The sequence below is a fragment of the Agarivorans sp. MS3-6 genome, from assembly GCF_054112545.1.
Map to the genome: position 1 here is coordinate 64,581 of NZ_CM134202.1, position 18,870 is coordinate 83,450.

The following is an 18,870-nucleotide window of genomic DNA, read 5'->3' on the forward strand; positions in this document are numbered from 1 at the left end:
TGGAATATGTTAGAAGCCCTAGTAGCAATCACTCTATTAGCTTTGATATTTGGCGCCATTTTAGGCTACGCCGCGATCAAATATAAAGTCGAAGGCAATCCGATTGCCGATCAAGTAGAAGCCTTACTACCACAAACTCAATGTGGGCAGTGTGGTCACCCCGGCTGCAAACCCTACGCTGAAGCCATTGCCAATGGCGAAGCCATCAATAAGTGTCCTCCTGGCGGAGAAGAAACAGTCGCTAAAATAGCCGAGTTATTAGGTGTTGAAGCCATTCCACTGGATGAATCAGCGGTTAAAGATGATGACCGAAAAAAAGTGGCCTTTATTATTGAAGATGCTTGCATAGGTTGTACAAAATGTATCCAAGCCTGTCCAGTAGACGCGATAATGGGCGCGAATAAACATATGCATACGGTAATTACTAAAGAGTGTACCGGTTGTGAGTTGTGTGTTGCTCCCTGCCCTACAGATTGTATTGAAATGCGTGCCTTGCCTACGACGACTAAAAACTGGGATTGGCAACTAAACCAAATTGACGTAGCAATCATTGAGGAACAAAAATAGATGGTTGCTTGGATAGAAAAAATTAAACAAGGTTTCACTTGGGGCTACCAAGGTGGTGTGCATCCTGAAACCAATAAGCAAAACATTAACTGTGATATACCAGAACGCATCGCTGACCCCGAAATATTGAGTATTCCTGTACAGCAGCATATTGGTAGTGCCGGAAAATTATTAGTGTCGATTGGCGAAAAAGTTTTGCGTGGTCAAGCATTGACACAATCGCAATTTTTCCAAGCTCCGCCAGTTCATGCTTCGTGCGCTGGCGAAGTGATTGCTATTGAACCAAGAGTGAGCGCTCATGCATCGGCAATACCAGAGCTGAGCGTAGTGATTAAGGTGGATTCAGAGCAACAAGATGCGCAATGGCCGGCCCCTTTAACTGAAGAACAACAAACACCAGAGTTAATCTGCCAACGGGTTCACCAATCTGGCATTTCTGGCATGGGTGGAGCAGGTTTTCCTACTGCATTAAAGATCACTCCACATAAGCCACTAGACGTATTGATTATCAATGGCGCAGAGTGTGAACCTTATATCTCGGCCGATGATTGTTTAATGCAAAATTATGCTGAAGAGATTATCAAAGGTGTTCGATTACTACAGAAAGTACTTAAACCTCAACTCACTATAATCGCGGTTGAAGACGATAAGCCCGCGGCTATTCATGCGCTAGAGGCGAATACCGATGAAAGCATTGTTATTCGAAGTATACCGACTAAGTATCCCTCTGGTGGAGAAAAACAGTTAATCCAAGTGCTCACAGGTAAAGAAGTTGCTGCTCAGCAATTACCGCTAGACCTAGGAATGCTGGTTCAAAACGTAGGTACCGCTTATGCAATACATCGCGCGGTAGCACTTGGGGAGCCTCTGATATCTCGAATTGTTACCTTAGCCGGTGATTTAGTTACCTCTCCGAGCAATTATTGGGTACCTATAGGCACCTCGGTGGCTGACGTGATAGCGAACAAATTGCAAGCAGCCAGTACCACTCCAACAATTATGGGCGGCTCAATGATGGGCTTTATGCTACCAAGTAACTCGGCTCCGGTAGTAAAAACCACTAACTGCTTAATCGTTAATGATCCTCAAGCAGCCGCTAAAGAATCCCCATGCATTCGCTGTGGCGAGTGCGCGCAAGCCTGTCCTATGGGTTTATTGCCCCAGCAACTATATTGGTTCGCTCAAGGTAACGACTTATCAAAAGCACGTGATTTCAACATGATGGACTGTATCGAATGCGGTGCTTGCGCCTTCGTATGCCCTAGCCAAATTTCTTTAGTGCAACACTACCGAACAGCTAAAGCCAAGATTAAAGCCGAAGACGTCGCTCAACAAGAGGCTGATATAGCCAAGCAACGCTTTGATGCTCGCCAAGCTCGTTTAGAGAAAGCCAAGCAAGAACGTAAAGCTAAACACCAACAAGCAGCATTGCGTAGACAGAGCCAAACAACTAGCGACACCAGTAGCTCGAAACCCGATCCGGTCGCTGCGGCTCTCGCTCGCGTTAAACAAAAAGGCACTGAAGCGCCAAACGCAATACAAACAGAAACTGGCGAATGGATCCCCGACAACCAAGATGCCATTGCTCAGCGAGAAGCCCGCAAGGCTAAACGCCGAGCAGAAAAACAAAATAATGCGGGCTCGTCTAACCCTGCAGTGGCGGCCGCGATTGCTCGTGCAAAGGCTAAAAAGAGTATTAACCAGACTGACGCTGACAGTACGACAGAAGATGCCAACAGCCAATCGTCTAATCCCGCCGTTGCAGCGGCTATTGCGCGTGCCAAAGCTAAAAAGGCAGCGGGTAAACCGGTTGCGGAAGAGGCTAAGGAAGAGACCAGCGCTAAAGCGACAAACCCCGCTGTAGACGCTGCTATTGCAAGAGCTAAAGCGAAAAAACTCGACGCCAAGCATCTCTCTGAGCCTGCAGAAGCCAACCAACAAGCAGAGAAAAAGGTTAACCCTGCGGTAGCGGCTGCTGTCGCTCGAGCCAAAGCCAAAAAGTTAGCTGAAACAACAGAGACTGCTGACGTATCTCAACAATCAGAGAAAAAGGTTAACCCTGCTGTAGCGGCTGCTGTCGCTCGAGCCAAAGCCAAAAAGTTAGCTGAAACAGCAGAGACTGCAGACGTATCCCAACAAGCAGAGAAAAAGGTTAACCCTGCGGTAGCGGCTGCTGTCGCTCGAGCCAAAGCCAAAAAACTCGCCAATCAACAAAACGAAGAGAAACTAAACGATGAGTAATAACAAAATCCAAAGCTCTCCGTTTGTCCGAACACCACTTAAAACCAACACCTTAATGTTTTGGGTTATTTTATGCTTAGTACCGGGTTTATTGGTGCAAAGCTATTTTTTTGGCATAGGTACCTTAGTTCAAGTTTTATTGGCTAGCCTCATGGCAATATTCAGTGAAGCGCTTGTTATGGTACTGCGTAAACGCCCAGTGTGGGCAACGCTCAGTGACAATAGCGCCCTAGTAACCGGTGTACTTATAGGTTTAGCCATGCCGGCTTACGCGCCTTGGTGGATAACCATTATAGGGAGTAGTTTTGCCATTTTAGTGGTTAAGCACCTATACGGCGGGTTAGGCCATAATATCTTTAACCCCGCCATGGCCGCCTACGTATTGTTATTAGTTTCTTTCCCCGTCACGATGACCAGCTGGATGCCTCCGCAAAGCTTACTGACGGAAAGCTTGAGTAGTGTAGATGGTATCTCACTTATTTTTAGTAGCTTTACACTAGATGGTTTTAGCATTAAACAAATCGCAAGCATTGATGGCCACACCATCGCAACACCTTTAGATGAAATGAAAACTCAGTTAACGTTGGGCTTTACTTCAACCGAAATTGCGAGTCATTCGGTATTTGGTCGCTTAGCTGGAATAGGTTGGCAATGGATTAACTTAGCCTATTTGTTAGGCGGTTTAGCGCTGGTTTATTTAAAAGTGATTCGTTGGCATATACCAGTAGGCTTTCTGGGCACTTTACTGCTACTCAGTTTATTATCGAGTGCGATAAATCCTGATCATTCGATCCCGACACTTATTCAGCTATTTTCGGGTGCAACTATGATTGGCGCATTCTTCATTCTTACCGATCCCGTCAGCGCTGCAACCAGTAATCGAGGACGCTTAATTTACGCCTCGCTGGTGGCATTACTGGTATTTGTCATCCGTAACTATGGTGGTTATCCCGATGCTATTGCCTTCGCGGTGTTACTCAGCAACATGGCGGTACCAATGATAGATCATTTCACCAAACCGAGGGTTTATGGTTACGGCGAAGGAAGTAAAAAATGACGACTAAACGTCAATCTATAACGAAGAATGCTGGCATGTTGGCCCTGTTTGCTTTCGCTTGTACCCTGTTGGTTGTAATCGTCAATTACTTTACTGAACCGCGCATCGAAGAGCAGGTACAAAAGCAATTACTGAGGTCCACCAACGAAGTGCTATCAGCCTCATTAGCAGCGAGCCTCTATACTCAACGTTGTTACCAAGATATTAACCAGCAATATTTGGGCACTGATAAACCTCACTCAATTCGCTTAATCACATTGGATCATCAAACCAAGGCCTATGTTTATCAGGTTACCGCACCCGATGGCTATAGTGGAGCCATTCGACTATTGGTCGGAATCAATGTAAACGGAACGGTTAGCGGCGTAAGAGTAGTACAGCATAACGAGACGCCAGGTTTAGGTGATAAAATTGAAACCCGTAAATCGGATTGGATCTACCAGTTCGAGCAACAGCAGCTGTTAAGCGAAACGGATACACGATGGGCGGTGAAAAAAGATGGCGGACAATATGATGCATTTACCGGCGCAACCATTACGCCTAGAGCGGTGGTTAAAGCGGTGAAGAATGTGTTGGTTTACCATTCACGTAATCAACAAAAAATAGAACAGCTAGCCGAAGGGTGTTAAGGACTGCAATGACTGAATATAAAAAATTAGCGTGGCAAGGCCTTTGGAAAAACAATCCCGGCTTAGTGCAACTGCTTGGTTTATGCCCACTGCTTGCAGTCACCTCTACGTTAACCAACGCCCTGGGCTTAGGCCTAGCAACCATGTTGGTGTTGGTTGCCTCTAATACTACCGTTTCCCTGATTAGAAAATGGGTTGCTAAAGAAATTCGAATTCCTGTGTTTGTCATGGTGATAGCTTCATTTGTTACCTGTATTCAGTTACTCATGAATGCCTATACTTACGGCTTGTATCAAAACCTAGGAATTTTTATACCCTTAATCGTCACCAACTGCATAATTATTGGTCGGGCTGAAGCCTTTGCAGCGCGAAACCAAGTAAAAGCAGCCGCTTTTGACGGATTAATGATGGGTCTTGGTTTTGGTTTGGTTTTAGCGCTTGTAGGGGCAATAAGAGAGTTATTAGGCAATGGCAGTCTATTCTACGGGATTGAGTTACTACTAGGAGACTGGGCTTCATTTCTCTATGTTCAATTGATTGATTTTAATGAACACTTTTTAGTCGCAATCTTACCACCCGGCGCATTTCTAGTGATGGGGTTCATCATTGCGCTTAAAAACATTATTGATAACCGTGTACAAGCCAAACAACAAACCGCAGTAACCACCACGGAAAGTACTCAGCAACTATGAACAAACAAAAGCGCTTAGAAATCCTCACTCGGCTTCGTGATAACAACCCTCACCCCACCACAGAGCTAAACTTTAGTAGCCCTTTTGAATTATTGGCTGCGGTACTATTATCAGCCCAGGCTACCGACGTGTCGGTAAACAAAGCTACCGACAAGCTTTACCCCATAGCGAATACCCCTCAAGCTATTTATGATTTAGGCGTAGAGCAACTGAAGGGTTACATCAAAACCATAGGGCTATTTAATTCAAAAGCTGAAAACCTCATTAAGACCTGCAAAATTCTGCTTGAACAGCATAACGGCATCGTACCCGAGAATAGAGAAGCCCTAGAAGCCTTACCTGGCGTTGGTAGAAAAACCGCGAATGTTGTCCTTAACACTGCTTTTGGATGGCCAACAATAGCCGTAGACACCCATATCGACCGCGTGTCTAATCGTACAAAATTTGCTATGGGTAAAAACGTTAAAGAGGTTGAAGAGAAACTAATTAAAGTTGTTCCTGCCGAGTTTAAGGTTGATGTGCATCATTGGCTTATCTTACACGGGCGTTATACCTGCATAGCCCGCAAACCCCGTTGTGGTAGTTGTATTATTGAAGATTTGTGTGAGTTTAAAGATAAGGTGGAGCTGTAAGCTCCACAACATTATAGTAGGTCTTTTCCTAAAGATATCACTACCCTGCGGTTTCGATCCCGACCACGAATATTGCTATTAGTAGCAACGTGGCGTCGTTCACCATGAGCGGAAACTTCGATCACGCTTTCATCTAAACCACTAGACTTAAAGTAACTTTTCACCCAGTTAGCTCGTTTCTCGGAGAGTTCCTGATTGAGCCATTTTCCACCATAACTATCGGTGTAAGCATCAACCAATACCACGTCTATCTCAGGGTCATGTTTTACATAATTACCTATCAATTGAAGACGTTTCTGAGAACGAGGAGTCAGTTCATCGCTATTACTTTTATAGGTTAATACCGTGAAGGCGATGTCATCAAAGGAATACGGTAATAAGCGCCCTACGCACTTAAGGAAATCATTATATTGTTGTTTGAAGTTAATTGACGAAATACCGACAGCGGTTGTTTTATTATTCGCGTACCAATCGTCAAAGTAAAAAGTAGGCACGTTCCCATCTTCAAGTTCACTTAACATCTGCCAAGCCGGTTGTGCCGCGACATAACCGTCGAACTGCTGGTAAAAGGACAACTCACTAATTTGTCTTGAACTTGCACCTGGCTTCCATAATGGAGGAACACTACGGAGAGAGACTTGATGGGTTTCAGCCGAAATTTTGTACATGTCTAAATAGAAATCTAGATTAACGTCTTTAGAGGCTTTACTGACGAAGCTAGCGACACCAAAAGATGGAATAAAATGGTCCATACGGCATTCAATTGGCGTTTTATTTGAGATCACCCAAGTAGAATCATCCAGTGACGCAGAATAGTTGCGCACATAAGCATGTGACGAGGCCGCGTGTAGTGCCAGAGTTAACAACAAATAACGTTTCATTAGCAGAAATCCTCTCTTCTAGATAAATTATCGGCATTCAGCCAATTATCTTTAAAGCAAATTCGCGATTCTTTTCAGCTTTTGTAATAATGCGCGCCTATATGCACAGTTAGCCACATTATGACCATAACAGAACGTACTACCCAGCTTATGTCTAGCCGTTTTAGAGGCTATTACCCTGTCGTTATCGACATCGAAACCGCCGGCTTTAACGCAAACACCGATGCATTGTTAGAAATTGCAGCCTGTTTGCTCAGTTTTAATGATGCCGGAGAACTTTATGTGGCTGAAAGCGTTCAGTTTAACGTTGAGCCTTTTGTTGGCGCTAATCTTGAGAAAGCAGCCTTAGAATTCACCGGGATCGATCCTGAAAACCCCTTACGGGGTGCGGTAACTGAAGATACCGCGCTAAAAGAAATGTTTAAACCCATCCGCAAGGCTTTAAAAGCCCATGGCTGTAACCGAGCGGTCATGGTGGCACATAACGCTGCGTTTGATATGGGCTTTTTTAATGCGGCAGTAGAACGCTGTAAAATAAAACGTAATCCTTTTCACCCATTTGTCAGTTTTGATACCACCAGTATCAGCGCTTTGGCGCTAGGACAAACAGTGTTAGCCAAAGCATCGCGTGCAGCTGGTTTAGAGTTTAATAACGATGAAGCGCATTCTGCTTTATATGACGCACAAAAAACGGCTGAGCTGTTTTGTTTAATCGTAAACAAATGGCAAGCTCTAGGTGGGTGGCCATTACCTGCTACAGACGCCAATAGTGACCTAGGAACAGACAATGTTTAACCCCGTTGTTTTATCCGTTTGTTTAATGTTGGTGTTAAGCCTTTTAAGGGTAAACGTTGTTTTAGCGTTATCTATTAGTGCCATCGTTGGAGGCTTAGTATCTGGTATGCCCTTGGCTGATACCATAGCCAGCTTTGAGGGTGGCCTAGGTGATGGCGCCAATATCGCCCTAAGCTATGCTTTGCTTGGGGCGTTTGCCGTGGCGATATCCCGTAGCGGCTTAACTGATTTAATCGCCCACAAAATTGTTAGTGCCGTGGATCAACATCGCGACAAACGTTTGGCCTTGGTTAAGTGGTTGATGCTATTGGCGATCATTCTGATGGCGGTCTCTTCTCAAAACTTAGTGCCCGTACATATTGCTTTTATACCAATATTGATCCCCCCTTTGTTAGCAGCATTTAACCAGCTCAATATTGACCGACGTATCATTGCTTGTTGTATCACTTTTGGTCTCGTCACCACTTATATGTGGTTGCCCTATGGCTTCGGTAGTATTTTCTTAAATCAGTTGTTACACACCAATATCGAAAGTGCCGGCTTAGTCATAGATAAAGCGCAATTACCCATCGCCATGACAATTCCTGCTCTCGGTATGATTTGTGGGTTGTTTATCGCTGTGTTTGTATCCTACCGTAAACCGCGTGTTTATCAGACTGTAGCGCTAAGCAAACATTCTCAAGGCTCAGCAGAAGTCATCATCAGTGCGCCCCGTTTATGGCTTAACCTTGCCATCATCCTGATTGCTCTTGCTGTCAATGTGTACACCAGCTCGATTATTATGGGCGCTTTGTGCGGATTTTTATTACTGACTACAGCCGCTGGTTTACGGCCGCAGAATAGCCAAGACCTATTTGTCGAAGGCGTAAAACTGATGGCGCTTATCGGCTTCATTATGATTGCAGCAAATGGTTTTGCCGGAGTGATGAAAGCAACGGGCGGCGTACCCGACCTAGTCGACAGCGTGGGGCAGATTTTGGGTAGCAACAAAATGTTTGCTGCCGCTGTACTACTAATAATGGGGTTACTGATTACGATGGGTATTGGGTCGTCATTTTCAACCATTCCGATCATAGCCGCTATCTACGTGCCACTGGCTTTGTCCTTAGGTTTCTCTGAATTAGCCACTGTAGCGCTTGTCGGCACGGCTGCAGCGCTAGGGGATGCCGGTTCGCCAGCTTCAGACTCCACTTTAGGTCCAACAGCGGGCTTGAATAGTGACGGGCAACACGACCATATATGGGATACTGTGGTACCCACTTTTTTACACTTCAACCTCCCCTTATTGGTTTTTGGTTGGATTGCAGCTATTGTCTTATAAACAAGCGTTAACAAACTGTTTTAATGCGTTATTCAGGCATTCTGTTTAGCCCTACATATTTACTGGAAATCTAATTTGACTGACTTTTCGATACCAACTGAGCAACTAAGCCCTCACTTTGAATGTGATAATCTTGAGGTGAACACTCAAGTGCAATGGGCAAACTTATTACCGGTGGCAAAAGCTAGCTTCGACTATTTTGCCTCGCAGAACTTTGTTCAGCCTTTTTTGGTATGCCAAGCTCCCAGTTTTTTACAGCAAAAATCTATCATTAGCGCCTTAACGGCCAATCTGCCAGAGACTAAACCAGCTACCTACACAATGCTTTTTGATCCCAATCAGCCGACTCAGCCGTTGTTTTTCGAGCTGAAAGAGGATTGTTTATTACAATTTGATACGGCAATGTCTAAGCTAGCAGCCACCATTAGCAACGACAAGCTATCAGTAGAATTACTCGCTAACGAATTCATTGATGATGAAGCACTATTGAATGCTGCACATGTTCAAAATTTTAACGCGATGCTTGAACAAATCATCCTTTATCAAAAAGATCCAGGTTTAAGCGATGCGGTACATAATCTTTGCCAATACCTCGCCGCCGACACTAGCCAAAGTAAGGTGTGTATCGCTAAGTATTATAAAGCTTGGCAAGGTTGCCCAGGGCTAAACGTATGCCAAGATTTTTCTAGAACCTCGTTGTTTGGGTCGCTTTTACCTTTCTCTAAACAGGGCTTTGATTTCGCCAGCATTAAGTTGGGTCTTTTACACCATTCAGTTGGCAGCATCTTAATGTTGAGTTGCGAAGATGTATTAGCAGATCCTCAACTTTGGTTTGACCTAAAGGCCTCTATCAACACACAACATTTGTCTTGGTCTAAGGCTACCAGCACTAAACAAGCAACCATGCCAAACCCAATGCCTTATCAGCAAAAAGTGATTTTTGTTGGTAACGGCAATGCAGTAGCAGACCTGTATGAGTTAGATCCAGACATCGTTCAGATGAGTTTAATCGAAACAGAATTGCCTCACGAAGTCGTTGCCAATAAAGAAAACCTAGGCTACTACTTAGGGCAACTGCACTGTCTTTCAACACAGCAAGCGCTAGGTTTTGGACCCAGCTTGTACCACAGTGTATTAAAGCTCGCCACCAAGTTTTGTGAACACAACCAATTATTGAGTTTAGACTTTAACGCTGTTTTAAAACCATTACGTTTACTCGCACATTTAGGGCTTAACAGTGATAGCGCAGGCTTTAACCAAGCGTGTTATGCACTAGAACAAAACATAAACGCTCACCAAAAGTTTAGTGACCTTGCTTACAAAGACAAGCAAACAAAAATTGAAGTATCAGGTAAACAAGTAGGTCAAATTAACGGTTTGTCGGTGATTGATTTCAGCGGCTTGGGCTTATCGTTCGGTGAACCGATCAGAATTACCGCCAGCGCCCACCAAGGGGATGGTGATTTTACCGATGTAGAACGTAAAGCTGAGTTAGCGGGCAACATCCACGCCAAATCAATGATGATTATTCAAGGTTACCTTACTAGCCTATTTGCACGTGATCATCACTTCCCTCTTTCCGGCAGCATCGTCTTTGAACAGTCTTACCAAGATATAGACGGTGACAGTGCCTCGCTAGCGAGTACCTTATGTATGTTAAGTGCCTTAAGCAATGAACCACTTCATCAACATATCGCCGTGACAGGCGCAATGGATCAAAAAGGAAACGTGCTAGCAGTCGGCGGTATTAATGAAAAAATCGAAGGATTCTACAGAATCGCAACCTTAGATGGCAACACCGAGAAACACGCGGTGTTATTACCTAAAGCCAACGTTAGCCAACTCAATTTAAGTGAACAGGTAATACAAGCTTGTGAAAAAGGGTTGTTTACTGTCTATGGGGTTGAACACATCGATCAAGCTATTGAAATCATGTTCGGGCTAAAAGCAGGCTCACTGTTTGAAGAACAGACTGTTTACGGCAAAATTAATAAGCTCGTTGGTGCGAATGAAGCAGAACCTAGTGCATTAACATGGTTACTAAAAAAATTGTTCGGCTAAATCAAACTCTGGCAAATAAATCGCTGATCGGACTTGTTTAGCGCACACGTGTTCGCTAAAGTATCGGCAAATTTTCTAAAGGTAAAATTCATGACTCAGGTTTCACAAAAAGAACTCGGTAAAACTAGCTACGATCGCCAAGAACTGCTTGATTGCAGCCAAGGTCTTTTATTTGGTGAAGGAAATAGCAAGCTTCCAGCACCAAATATGTTAATGATGGACCGCATCCTAAAAATTACCCACGAAGGTGGTGAATTTGGTAACGGCGAAATTATTGCTGAGTTAGATATCACACCTGATCTATGGTTTTTTGATTGTCACTTCCCTGGCGACCCAGTGATGCCTGGCTGTCTTGGACTAGACGCAATGTGGCAATTAGTTGGATTCTTCTTAGGTTGGAGTGGTGGCCCCGGTAAAGGTCGTGCATTAGGCGTAGGCGAAGTTAAGTTTACCGGGCAAGTTTTACCTACCGCTAAGAAAGTCACTTACAAAATACAAATGAAGCGTGTAATCATGCGTAAGCTAGTGATGGGCATAGCCAATGGTGTTGTAGAAGTCGACGGAAGAGAAATTTACTCTGCGAATGATTTGAAAGTGGGTTTATTTACTGATACTTCAACTTTTTAAATTTCGATTCTATTTAGCATTAAAAAGCCCTGTCATCAGGGCTTTTTTGTATCTTCTTTTAATTTGCATCTAATCCTGAAACGCGTTCTTCAACAGCCTCTCGCCACCCACCGTACCAATAACCTCTTGCGTCTGCTCCACCATACGGACAGGTTTCTTTCGACCTACCTGACAAACCTGCTTGATAACCTTTGGCATGCGCTCTTTCTAAACGATCGCGTTTTTGTCTTTTCATAGACTATTCCTCATCAAGATCAGAAAAAAAATCAGAAGCCACTAAGGACTCCTGATCTACTATCGCTTATCGTTTTACAAAGATCAAAAACTATATTTTTTAGTTCTCGCTAACTAATTGATCTTTTTGTTGCATAAAAAAGACAATTTAGCTTTTTTTGAAGCGCCTCACAAAAACCAGAGGGAGCAATAACAGCAACCACAGTGAACTACTGGCGCCTTTGCGCTCATATTTAACTTCTTCTACATTAGGACATGCCGCAACGTCATCAATATCGGTAACATTAGGGTTACGTGTTAGCTTAAGTAATACCGCTCGAGGGTTAATCCCATAAATAAAATCATTGGCAGACTCATAATGAAAGCCACTAGCAAAAATATCGCCTTCTTCAGTAATATGAGTCGCATGTTCAATTCGATAATAAGGTATCTCTGCTTCACCATCTTGTTCATAACAAGTTAAGTAATTTAAACGCCAAAAATAAGAACTATCACCTTCCTTATAACGATTAATATCTAGCAAGATAGCTGACTGCCGCCTAGTTGTGCCGTTGTATGAAGGTTGATCTTCACCAAGACCATCCACCCAACCGACGAGTAAACCGTCATTATTTATACTGCTAAATTCACTGTTTGCGCCAGAAAACGGTTTATTTCTTAAGGGCCAAACTACACTTTCGTAGTCATCGGAATTTTCGTCATTGTCGTAAATAAAACCTTCGACAGCCCTATTTCTAGACTTAACTTCAACAAAACGTAAGTTTCCGATAACTAACGAAGAATCATTAATATCGTTAGCCCATGTATGGGATACAGCATCTTCGAAGTTACTATTATCACCATCAATTTTTATATTAGGAATTTTGTTGACGGTATAAGTGCCGTCTTCATTCTCAGTATAAAAGGCTGCACGACCGCGAGAGCCGTTGGTGCTGTTGTATACATCGTCTGATGAGGTGCCTACAAAAACACTGCCATTACCATTTTTCAATAAGTTGTAACTCGCCGCTTCTCCATAACGAGAGCGCACGTACCCGTCCACCAACTGAGTACCTTCGACTTGAGCACCATCATCAGCATCTGTAATATCCCACACCCAAGCTTGGGTATGAAAACCTGAACAACGGTAGTAATTTTCTCTGTTGCCAGTTTGGCATTCATTAAAGCTGTCGGTATTCCCCCCCGCATAACCAGTACTCGCCATACCTATAACTAGAGTTTTCCCATCTTTTTCAATAACTTGCAATCCTGATGACACGCCACCGTTATCATCGCTTAACTCGCCGCTAGTACTAAAGGCTGTGGGCAGCAGTGTCACTTTTGCTTGGTCACTTAATCTATACGCAAAGCCGCGCTGGATAAAATCTCTAGTATAACTGGTGCCTGAATCGTCAATAAAAGGGGCTGAATCATAACCTACCGCCCAGCCAAGGGTATTATTGATACTATTAACTCGAGTGTCAGTGGTATAAATCTCATTACTAATGTCATCGAAAACATACAATTTTTCTTTTACCGTATCCCAAGTGGGTAAAGGCTGGATGTTTTTACCGTCGGTGTGGTTGCCACTAACACTATTTTCGGCGACAAAAGACAAAACATTAGACAGATACTGAACCGACTTCTGTTCTCTTAGCCTGTCGCGGTAAGTTTCATAAAAGCTATTATCACCATATAAAAATAAACGACATACTTCGCTGGCATACTGACAGCCATAGTCATAAGTGGTGCGGTCAGAAAAGTCGTAAAAACGAAATGACGTGCGAAAGGTAAGTACATTACCTGCTACATACTCACCTTCTTCGCTGACGGCGGTAATACTAAGGTTACTATTAGCTTCTGCCAGCCCTGTTTCTGAGTCAGCAGAAAGTGGGATTTCTTCAATAAGGTAATAAGATTCGGTTTGTGCAGCATGCGCTAAACTGGCTGACAAAACTAAAGGCGCGAATACTAAGCTCATAGAGCAATTTAAAATAGACTTCTTCATGAATTTTTAAGTTCTTCCAATTCTTCCCAGCGTGAGTAGAGGTTTTCTAATTCCTCTTCTGCTTGAGCTAGATTACTTAATGCCGTTTGAACCAAGTTCTGTTCTAAATTAAAAAACTCGGGTTCATTTACTTGTAATTGTAGTTGCTCTACTAAATTTTCTGCAGCTTCCAATTTTTGTGGTAACTGGTCAAGCTCAAGCTTCAATTTATATGACAACTTCTTAGTTTGTTTTGTAGAACGTGGTGCGGCATCTACTTTTTCAGCCACTTTAACCGCATCAAATTGAGATTGCTTAGCAAGATAGCTTTCTACTTCTGAATACCCGCCAACGTGAGTACTAATGTTACCTTGGCCATCAAAATGCCAAACGTGGCTAGCCGTATTATCGATAAAACTTCGATCATGACTCACCAACAGCACGGTACCTGGATATTGGCTTACTAACTCTTCAAGCAACTCCAGCGTTTCGACATCCAAATCGTTGGTTGGTTCATCAAGTACTAACAAATTTGCCGGTTTTAAGAAAAGCTTGGCGAGCATCAAGCGATTTTTTTCACCTCCAGACAAGGCTTTTACCGGTGTAAATGCGCGTTTAGGATGGAATAAAAAGTCCTGTAAGTAGCCCATAACATGCCGTTTATTGCCGTTTATTTCTACTTCTTGTTTACCGCCGGCGAGGTTATCTAGCAAGGTTTTCTCTGGGTCAATATCTTGTCGATACTGATCGAAATAGGCAACGTTGAGTTTGGTACCTATTTTTAGGCTACCGCCACTGGCTTTCAGTTGCTCAAGCAAAATTTTAATTAGCGTTGATTTACCGCAACCGTTTGCCCCGACTAAGGCAATTTTATCGCCACGTAACACCAATAAATCAACTGGCGAGATGATAGGATGTTGGTCATTCGCGTAACTGAAACTAAGGTTTTCTGCTTCAAAAACAATTTTCCCAGAGCGTAAACCATCATCAATCTTCATATTGGTGGTGCCCTGACGATTGACGCGTTCGCTTCGTTCATTTCGCATCGCTTTAAGGGCCCTGACTCTGCCTTCATTGCGGGTGCGACGAGCTTTGATGCCTTGGCGAATCCATGTTTCTTCTTCAGCTAGGCGTTTATCGAAAAGCGCGTTTTGCTCTTCTTCAACACGTAACCATTCGGCTTTACCCTCTAGATAGGTGTCATAATTACCTGGCCAAGAGGTTAGTACTCCACGATCAATATCTACAATACGGGTAGCTATTTTTCGAATGAATTCTCTGTCGTGGCTGATAAAGACGATAGTGCCTTTAAAGTTAAGCAAAAATTCTTCTAACCATTGTATGGTTTTAATATCCAAGTGGTTAGTAGGTTCATCAAGTAACAATATATCTGGCTCGCCAGCTAAGGCTTTGGCTAAGGCGACTTTCCGCAGCCAGCCACCAGACAAGCCCTTCAGCGTTGCGTTGCCATCGAGCTTAATGGTGGTGAGTACTTTTTGAATATCACTATCAAACTTCCAGCCATCGACGACGTCGAGCTCGTGTTGAATATGCTGTAAACGCTTCAACTCGTTATCACTGGTGTCTTCAGTAATATCTGCGGTGAGTTGATAGAACTCCGTTAATAGCTTACCTATATGTGGCTTACCTTCAGCTACATAATCAAAGATACGTTGTTCACTGGCTTCTGGTGGGTCTTGTTGAAGTCTGGTGATTACGACATCGTTAACCAGCTGACGTTGCCCAGAATCGAGTAATACAGCACCTTCTATAACTTGTAACAAGGTACTTTTACCGGCCCCATTACGCCCCACTAAACACACCCTTTCAGCTTTATTAATTTGTAGGTTGGCTTTATTAAGGAGTGGTGTATCTCCATAAGCCAATAATGCATCTTGTAAATTAACTAACACGTACAACTCTCTATAAACTGTTCTAGTTGGCTAGAATCAAAAGGCCAATTTAATCGTTGTTGACTAGGTATATGGCAAAGTACTGGAATGCTATACCGATATTGTTCAACCAAAGACTCGTCGTCGATGATATCTTGCTCGCTTAACTCAATAATATTGGGGCTAGCCAAAATGAGTGCTTTTGCATCTTCACATAAATGGCAACCATCGGTACTGTATAACACCCAAGTCATAACACTAATCCTTGTGAATCATCCAACAATTATGGATTTGTTTATTTCTTTCAAAATCTGGAGACAACGACTGGCTAGAGACATTTTCTATTCTTAAACCGTGGCGTGCTAAAGCTTCTGCATCGATCTTAAATTGTCGCTTATTATTGGAAAATATCAGCTGCCCACCCGGATTCAACAGGCGTGAAACTGACAACAATAAATCTACGTGATCTTTTTGAACATCAAACACTTCATCCATTTTCTTTGAATTAGAAAAAGTAGGTGGATCAAGAAAAATCAAATCCCAACGTTGCGAGATTTGAGTTTTCAACCAGGCCATACAGTCAGCACGAATAAATTCATGTTTGTTCAAAGACAATTGATTCAATCTAAAATTGTCTTTTGCCCAATTTAAGTAAGTATTAGACATATCTACCGTGGTGACTTTTGAAGCCCCCCCTATGGCAGCATGAACACTGGCAGACCCCGTGTATGCAAATAGATTCAACACCGATTTTTTGTCACTATGCTGTTGAATATAATGGCGCATATTACGATGATCTAAAAACAATCCCGTATCGAGATAGTCGGTCAAATTGACATAAAATTGAGCGCCGTATTCCTTAACAACAAAGCGTTCTTTCTCGTCGCTGTTTCGCTCGTACTGTTGTTTGCCCTTCTGTTGAGCACGCTGCTTGATCACCAGTTTATCGTTATCAACCAAACCGCTTTGCAGTAAACCGGTTAATAAATCTAATAAACGGCGTCTTGCTTTGTTAGGGTCAATGGTTTTAGGTGCGCGATACTCCTGCACAATCACGTAGTCTTCATAGCAATCTACCGCAACGTTATACTCGGGCAAATCTGCGTCATACAGCCGGTAGCAAGTGATGTTGTCACGTTTGATCCACTTCTGTAGTTTCTTTTTGTTTTTCAACAAGCGATTTACAAAATCTTGAGCATATTGGCGTTGTTCCGAGTTACCGGCTTCACCAATTTGGTAAATTTTGAGCACACAAGCTAATGCGCCGTTAAAAAATTTATATTGTTTATCACTACGCAGGCGTAGATAGTCGAGTAGCTCAGGCGCCGCGGTGAATAGTGATAAACGCCATCCCGCATAATTTTCTCTAACACTCGCCCCAAAAGATAGAAAGAGACCTATCAGTTTAGTTAACTCACCTAATCGCTCACCGTAAGGCGGATTAGATAGAATTAAACCCGGTTCGTTGGGCGCACTGGGTAAGTTAGCGGCATCGTGGACATGCACTGATATCAAATCGCTTAAACCCGCTCTCTCAATATTGGCCTTGGCAATGGAGACCATTCGTTTATCTACATCATATCCGATTAAACGTTGAGTACATTCTGCCTTGCCTTTTATAGCTCGTGCTTCTGCTTCTGCTTGAATTTCTTGCCATGCACTAGCGGCAAAGTTGCTTAATCGTTCAAAGCCGAAACGACGTTGTATACCTGGGGCAATATCAGCGGCTTGCATGGCGGCTTCAATCAGTATGGTTCCCGAGCCACACATCGGGTCTACGAGGTATTTTTCTTGCCAAGCACTTCTGGTAACTAATGCTGCAGCTAAGTTTTCTCGGACTGGTGCTTCCCCCTGCTCGGTTCTGTATCCTCTTCTATGTAATGAGGTTCCCGATAAGTCGAGAGATATCGCTAAGTGCTTACCGGCAATACGCACAACTATACGTGCATCTTCATCCGTTTTAGCTACGTTTGGTCTAGAGCCAACATTGTTTTTAAATTGATCAACAATTGCATCTTTTACTTTTAAAGCACCAAATTGGCTGTTGTCGATAAAGTGGTTAGTGCCAGTACAGTGAACCGAGAAAGTCTGGTCAACGTTGAAGTACTTACCCCAGTTAATGGTAAGGGCACTATTGTAGAGATCATCCACATTGTCAGCCTGCGTCTCAACAAGACGTAATAATATTCGGGATGCAAATCGGGTCCACAAACAAATTTTATAAGCCGTTGGCCAATCACAACTAAAACTAACACCTGCAATTGTTTGTTTGCACTCTTCAGCGCCCAATGCTTTCAATTCATCTAAACACAAGCTTTCTAAACCTTTAGCGGTCGAAGCGAAAAAATCAGCCATTTTTATACTCAATTAGTTTAACCCGTCGATTATACCTTTTTTGGTAAGGATCAGTAGTAAAAGCCTCATACGGACAAATAATCGGCAACCAATAACATTAAGCAAATAATCTCTTGTAATATTGGTGTTCTCTGCGTACTATCCGCTCCGCATTAAACGGACGCGGGATGGAGCAGTCTGGTAGCTCGTCGGGCTCATAACCCGAAGGTCGTTGGTTCAAATCCGGCTCCCGCAACCAATTCTTACTTCGGTATGAATTGCCTAGCTCGAATAACTAGGCCGAACAACTATTCAAATCACTTAACTGATTCAGTTAAGACCGGACGCGGGATGGAGCAGTCTGGTAGCTCGTCGGGCTCATAACCCGAAGGTCGTTGGTTCAAATCCGGCTCCCGCAACCAATTCTTACTTCGGTACGAATTTCCTAGCTCGAATAACTAGGCCGAATAACTATTCAAATCACTTAACTGATTCAGTTAAGACCGGACGCGGGATGGAGCAGTCTGGTAGCTCGTCGGGCTCATAACCCGAAGGTCGTTGGTTCAAATCCGGCTCCCGCAACCAATTCTTACTTCGGTATGAATTACCTAGCTCGAATAACTAGGCCAAATAACTATTCAAATCACTTAGCTAAATCAGCTAAGACCGGACGCGGGATGGAGCAGTCTGGTAGCTCGTCGGGCTCATAACCCGAAGGTCGTTGGTTCAAATCCGGCTCCCGCAACCAATTCTTACTTCGGTATGAATTACCTAGCTCGAATAACTAGGCCGAATAACTATTCAAATCACTTAACTTATTCAGTTAAGACCGGACGCGGGATGGAGCAGTCTGGTAGCTCGTCGGGCTCATAACCCGAAGGTCGTTGGTTCAAATCCGGCTCCCGCAACCAATTCTTACTTCGGTATGAATTGCCTAGCTC

At 43.4% G+C, this 18,870-nt stretch carries 16 protein-coding genes and 5 tRNA genes; 15 read left to right on the plus strand and 6 right to left on the minus strand.

Annotated elements, in window-relative coordinates:
* Positions 1-6: 6 nt before the first annotated feature.
* Genes rsxB through nth form a run of 6 tightly spaced genes read left to right on the plus strand, consistent with a single transcriptional unit; the run spans position 7 to position 5,818 of the window.
* Positions 7-567: an electron transport complex subunit RsxB gene (rsxB, locus tag ACVFI8_RS00380; RefSeq protein ID WP_248715411.1), complete on the plus strand. Its 561-nt coding sequence runs from the start codon at positions 7-9 to the stop codon at positions 565-567.
* On the plus strand, positions 568-2,808 hold the full coding sequence (rsxC, locus tag ACVFI8_RS00385) for an electron transport complex subunit RsxC (protein ID WP_457872704.1): 2,241 nt from the start codon (positions 568-570) through the stop codon (positions 2,806-2,808). It begins immediately after the preceding gene.
* Positions 2,801-3,865: an electron transport complex subunit RsxD gene (rsxD, locus tag ACVFI8_RS00390; RefSeq protein ID WP_457872705.1), complete on the plus strand. Its 1,065-nt coding sequence runs from the start codon at positions 2,801-2,803 to the stop codon at positions 3,863-3,865. The genes rsxC and rsxD overlap by 8 nt, the downstream gene beginning before the upstream one ends.
* A complete protein-coding gene (rsxG, locus tag ACVFI8_RS00395) occupies positions 3,862-4,494 on the plus strand; it encodes an electron transport complex subunit RsxG (RefSeq protein ID WP_457872706.1) in 633 nt (210 codons plus the stop codon). The genes rsxD and rsxG overlap by 4 nt, the downstream gene beginning before the upstream one ends.
* Before the next feature lie 8 nt (positions 4,495-4,502).
* Complete coding sequence (locus tag ACVFI8_RS00400) at positions 4,503-5,186, plus strand: electron transport complex subunit E (RefSeq protein ID WP_457872708.1); 684 nt, start codon at positions 4,503-4,505, stop codon at positions 5,184-5,186.
* A complete protein-coding gene (nth, locus tag ACVFI8_RS00405) occupies positions 5,183-5,818 on the plus strand; it encodes an endonuclease III (protein ID WP_457872709.1) in 636 nt (211 codons plus the stop codon). The genes ACVFI8_RS00400 and nth overlap by 4 nt, the downstream gene beginning before the upstream one ends.
* 11 nt (positions 5,819-5,829) lie before the next feature.
* Here nth and ACVFI8_RS00410 read toward each other — a convergent pair whose 3' ends face one another.
* Positions 5,830-6,699 carry a flagellar protein MotY gene (locus ACVFI8_RS00410; protein ID WP_248715405.1) on the minus strand — a complete coding sequence of 290 codons (870 nt, stop codon included), beginning with the start codon at positions 6,697-6,699 and terminating at the stop codon, positions 5,830-5,832.
* A 120-nt stretch (positions 6,700-6,819) separates the two neighbouring features.
* On the opposite strand from ACVFI8_RS00410, the gene rnt reads away from it, so the two are divergent.
* The 4 genes from rnt (at position 6,820) to fabA (ending at position 11,503) form a co-directional block, all read left to right on the plus strand.
* Positions 6,820-7,494: a ribonuclease T gene (gene rnt, locus ACVFI8_RS00415; protein ID WP_248715404.1), complete on the plus strand. Its 675-nt coding sequence runs from the start codon at positions 6,820-6,822 to the stop codon at positions 7,492-7,494.
* Complete coding sequence (locus ACVFI8_RS00420) at positions 7,487-8,815, plus strand: Na+/H+ antiporter family protein (RefSeq protein WP_457872710.1); 1,329 nt, start codon at positions 7,487-7,489, stop codon at positions 8,813-8,815. Before rnt ends, ACVFI8_RS00420 begins: the two co-directional genes overlap by 8 nt.
* Positions 8,816-8,890: 75 nt before the next feature.
* Entirely contained in the window at positions 8,891-10,876 is a 1,986-nt protein-coding gene (locus ACVFI8_RS00425; RefSeq protein WP_457872711.1) for an AAA family ATPase, read from the plus strand.
* A 90-nt stretch (positions 10,877-10,966) separates the two neighbouring features.
* Complete coding sequence (gene fabA, locus ACVFI8_RS00430) at positions 10,967-11,503, plus strand: bifunctional 3-hydroxydecanoyl-ACP dehydratase/trans-2-decenoyl-ACP isomerase (RefSeq protein ID WP_248715401.1); 537 nt, start codon at positions 10,967-10,969, stop codon at positions 11,501-11,503.
* A gap of 58 nt (positions 11,504-11,561) precedes the next feature.
* Here fabA and rmf read toward each other — a convergent pair whose 3' ends face one another.
* The 5 genes from rmf to rlmKL all read right to left on the minus strand — a co-directional run bounded on the left by rmf (position 11,562) and on the right by rlmKL (position 17,950).
* Entirely contained in the window at positions 11,562-11,738 is a 177-nt protein-coding gene (rmf, locus tag ACVFI8_RS00435) for a ribosome modulation factor (protein WP_248715400.1), read from the minus strand.
* 147 nt (positions 11,739-11,885) lie between these two features.
* Positions 11,886-13,724 (minus strand): DUF3466 family protein, encoded by a 1,839-nt coding sequence (locus ACVFI8_RS00440; RefSeq protein ID WP_457872712.1) that lies wholly within the window; start codon positions 13,722-13,724, stop codon positions 11,886-11,888.
* Positions 13,721-15,616: an ATP-binding cassette ATPase Uup gene (gene uup, locus ACVFI8_RS00445; protein WP_248715398.1), complete on the minus strand. Its 1,896-nt coding sequence runs from the start codon at positions 15,614-15,616 to the stop codon at positions 13,721-13,723. Before uup ends, ACVFI8_RS00440 begins: the two co-directional genes overlap by 4 nt.
* Positions 15,610-15,849, minus strand: a complete 240-nt coding sequence (locus ACVFI8_RS00450; protein WP_248715397.1) for a glutaredoxin family protein — start codon at positions 15,847-15,849, stop codon at positions 15,610-15,612. Before ACVFI8_RS00450 ends, uup begins: the two co-directional genes overlap by 7 nt.
* A 4-nt stretch (positions 15,850-15,853) precedes the next feature.
* Complete coding sequence (rlmKL, locus tag ACVFI8_RS00455; protein WP_248715396.1) at positions 15,854-17,950, minus strand: bifunctional 23S rRNA (guanine(2069)-N(7))-methyltransferase RlmK/23S rRNA (guanine(2445)-N(2))-methyltransferase RlmL; 2,097 nt, start codon at positions 17,948-17,950, stop codon at positions 15,854-15,856.
* Positions 17,951-18,111: 161 nt separating this feature from the next.
* Here rlmKL and ACVFI8_RS00460 point away from each other — a divergent pair.
* From ACVFI8_RS00460 to ACVFI8_RS00480, 5 genes are all read left to right on the plus strand, one after another.
* Positions 18,112-18,188: transfer RNA gene (locus tag ACVFI8_RS00460), tRNA-Met, on the plus strand.
* Positions 18,189-18,274: 86 nt separating this feature from the next.
* Positions 18,275-18,351, plus strand: a tRNA-Met gene (locus ACVFI8_RS00465).
* 86 nt (positions 18,352-18,437) lie between these two features.
* Positions 18,438-18,514: transfer RNA gene (locus ACVFI8_RS00470), tRNA-Met, on the plus strand.
* Positions 18,515-18,600: 86 nt separating this feature from the next.
* A tRNA-Met gene (locus ACVFI8_RS00475) sits at positions 18,601-18,677 on the plus strand.
* 86 nt (positions 18,678-18,763) lie between these two features.
* Positions 18,764-18,840, plus strand: a tRNA-Met gene (locus tag ACVFI8_RS00480).
* Positions 18,841-18,870 lie beyond the last annotated feature (30 nt).

Excerpts from the sequence above, each read along its gene's own strand:
- rsxB (WP_248715411.1), top strand. The coding sequence starts at position 7 with ATGTTAGAAGCCCTAGTAGCAATCACTCTATTAGCTTTGATATTTGGC.
- rsxC (WP_457872704.1), top strand. The coding sequence starts at position 568 with ATGGTTGCTTGGATAGAAAAAATTAAACAAGGTTTCACTTGGGGCTAC.
- rsxD (WP_457872705.1), top strand. The coding sequence starts at position 2,801 with ATGAGTAATAACAAAATCCAAAGCTCTCCGTTTGTCCGAACACCACTT.
- rsxG (WP_457872706.1), top strand. The coding sequence starts at position 3,862 with ATGACGACTAAACGTCAATCTATAACGAAGAATGCTGGCATGTTGGCC.
- ACVFI8_RS00400 (WP_457872708.1), top strand. The coding sequence starts at position 4,503 with ATGACTGAATATAAAAAATTAGCGTGGCAAGGCCTTTGGAAAAACAAT.
- nth (WP_457872709.1), top strand. The coding sequence starts at position 5,183 with ATGAACAAACAAAAGCGCTTAGAAATCCTCACTCGGCTTCGTGATAAC.
- ACVFI8_RS00410 (WP_248715405.1), bottom strand. The coding sequence starts at position 6,699 with ATGAAACGTTATTTGTTGTTAACTCTGGCACTACACGCGGCCTCGTCA.
- rnt (WP_248715404.1), top strand. The coding sequence starts at position 6,820 with ATGACCATAACAGAACGTACTACCCAGCTTATGTCTAGCCGTTTTAGA.
- ACVFI8_RS00420 (WP_457872710.1), top strand. The coding sequence starts at position 7,487 with ATGTTTAACCCCGTTGTTTTATCCGTTTGTTTAATGTTGGTGTTAAGC.
- fabA (WP_248715401.1), top strand. The coding sequence starts at position 10,967 with ATGACTCAGGTTTCACAAAAAGAACTCGGTAAAACTAGCTACGATCGC.
- rmf (WP_248715400.1), bottom strand. The coding sequence starts at position 11,738 with ATGAAAAGACAAAAACGCGATCGTTTAGAAAGAGCGCATGCCAAAGGT.
- ACVFI8_RS00440 (WP_457872712.1), bottom strand. The coding sequence starts at position 13,724 with ATGAAGAAGTCTATTTTAAATTGCTCTATGAGCTTAGTATTCGCGCCT.
- ACVFI8_RS00450 (WP_248715397.1), bottom strand. The coding sequence starts at position 15,849 with ATGACTTGGGTGTTATACAGTACCGATGGTTGCCATTTATGTGAAGAT.
- rlmKL (WP_248715396.1), bottom strand. The coding sequence starts at position 17,950 with ATGGCTGATTTTTTCGCTTCGACCGCTAAAGGTTTAGAAAGCTTGTGT.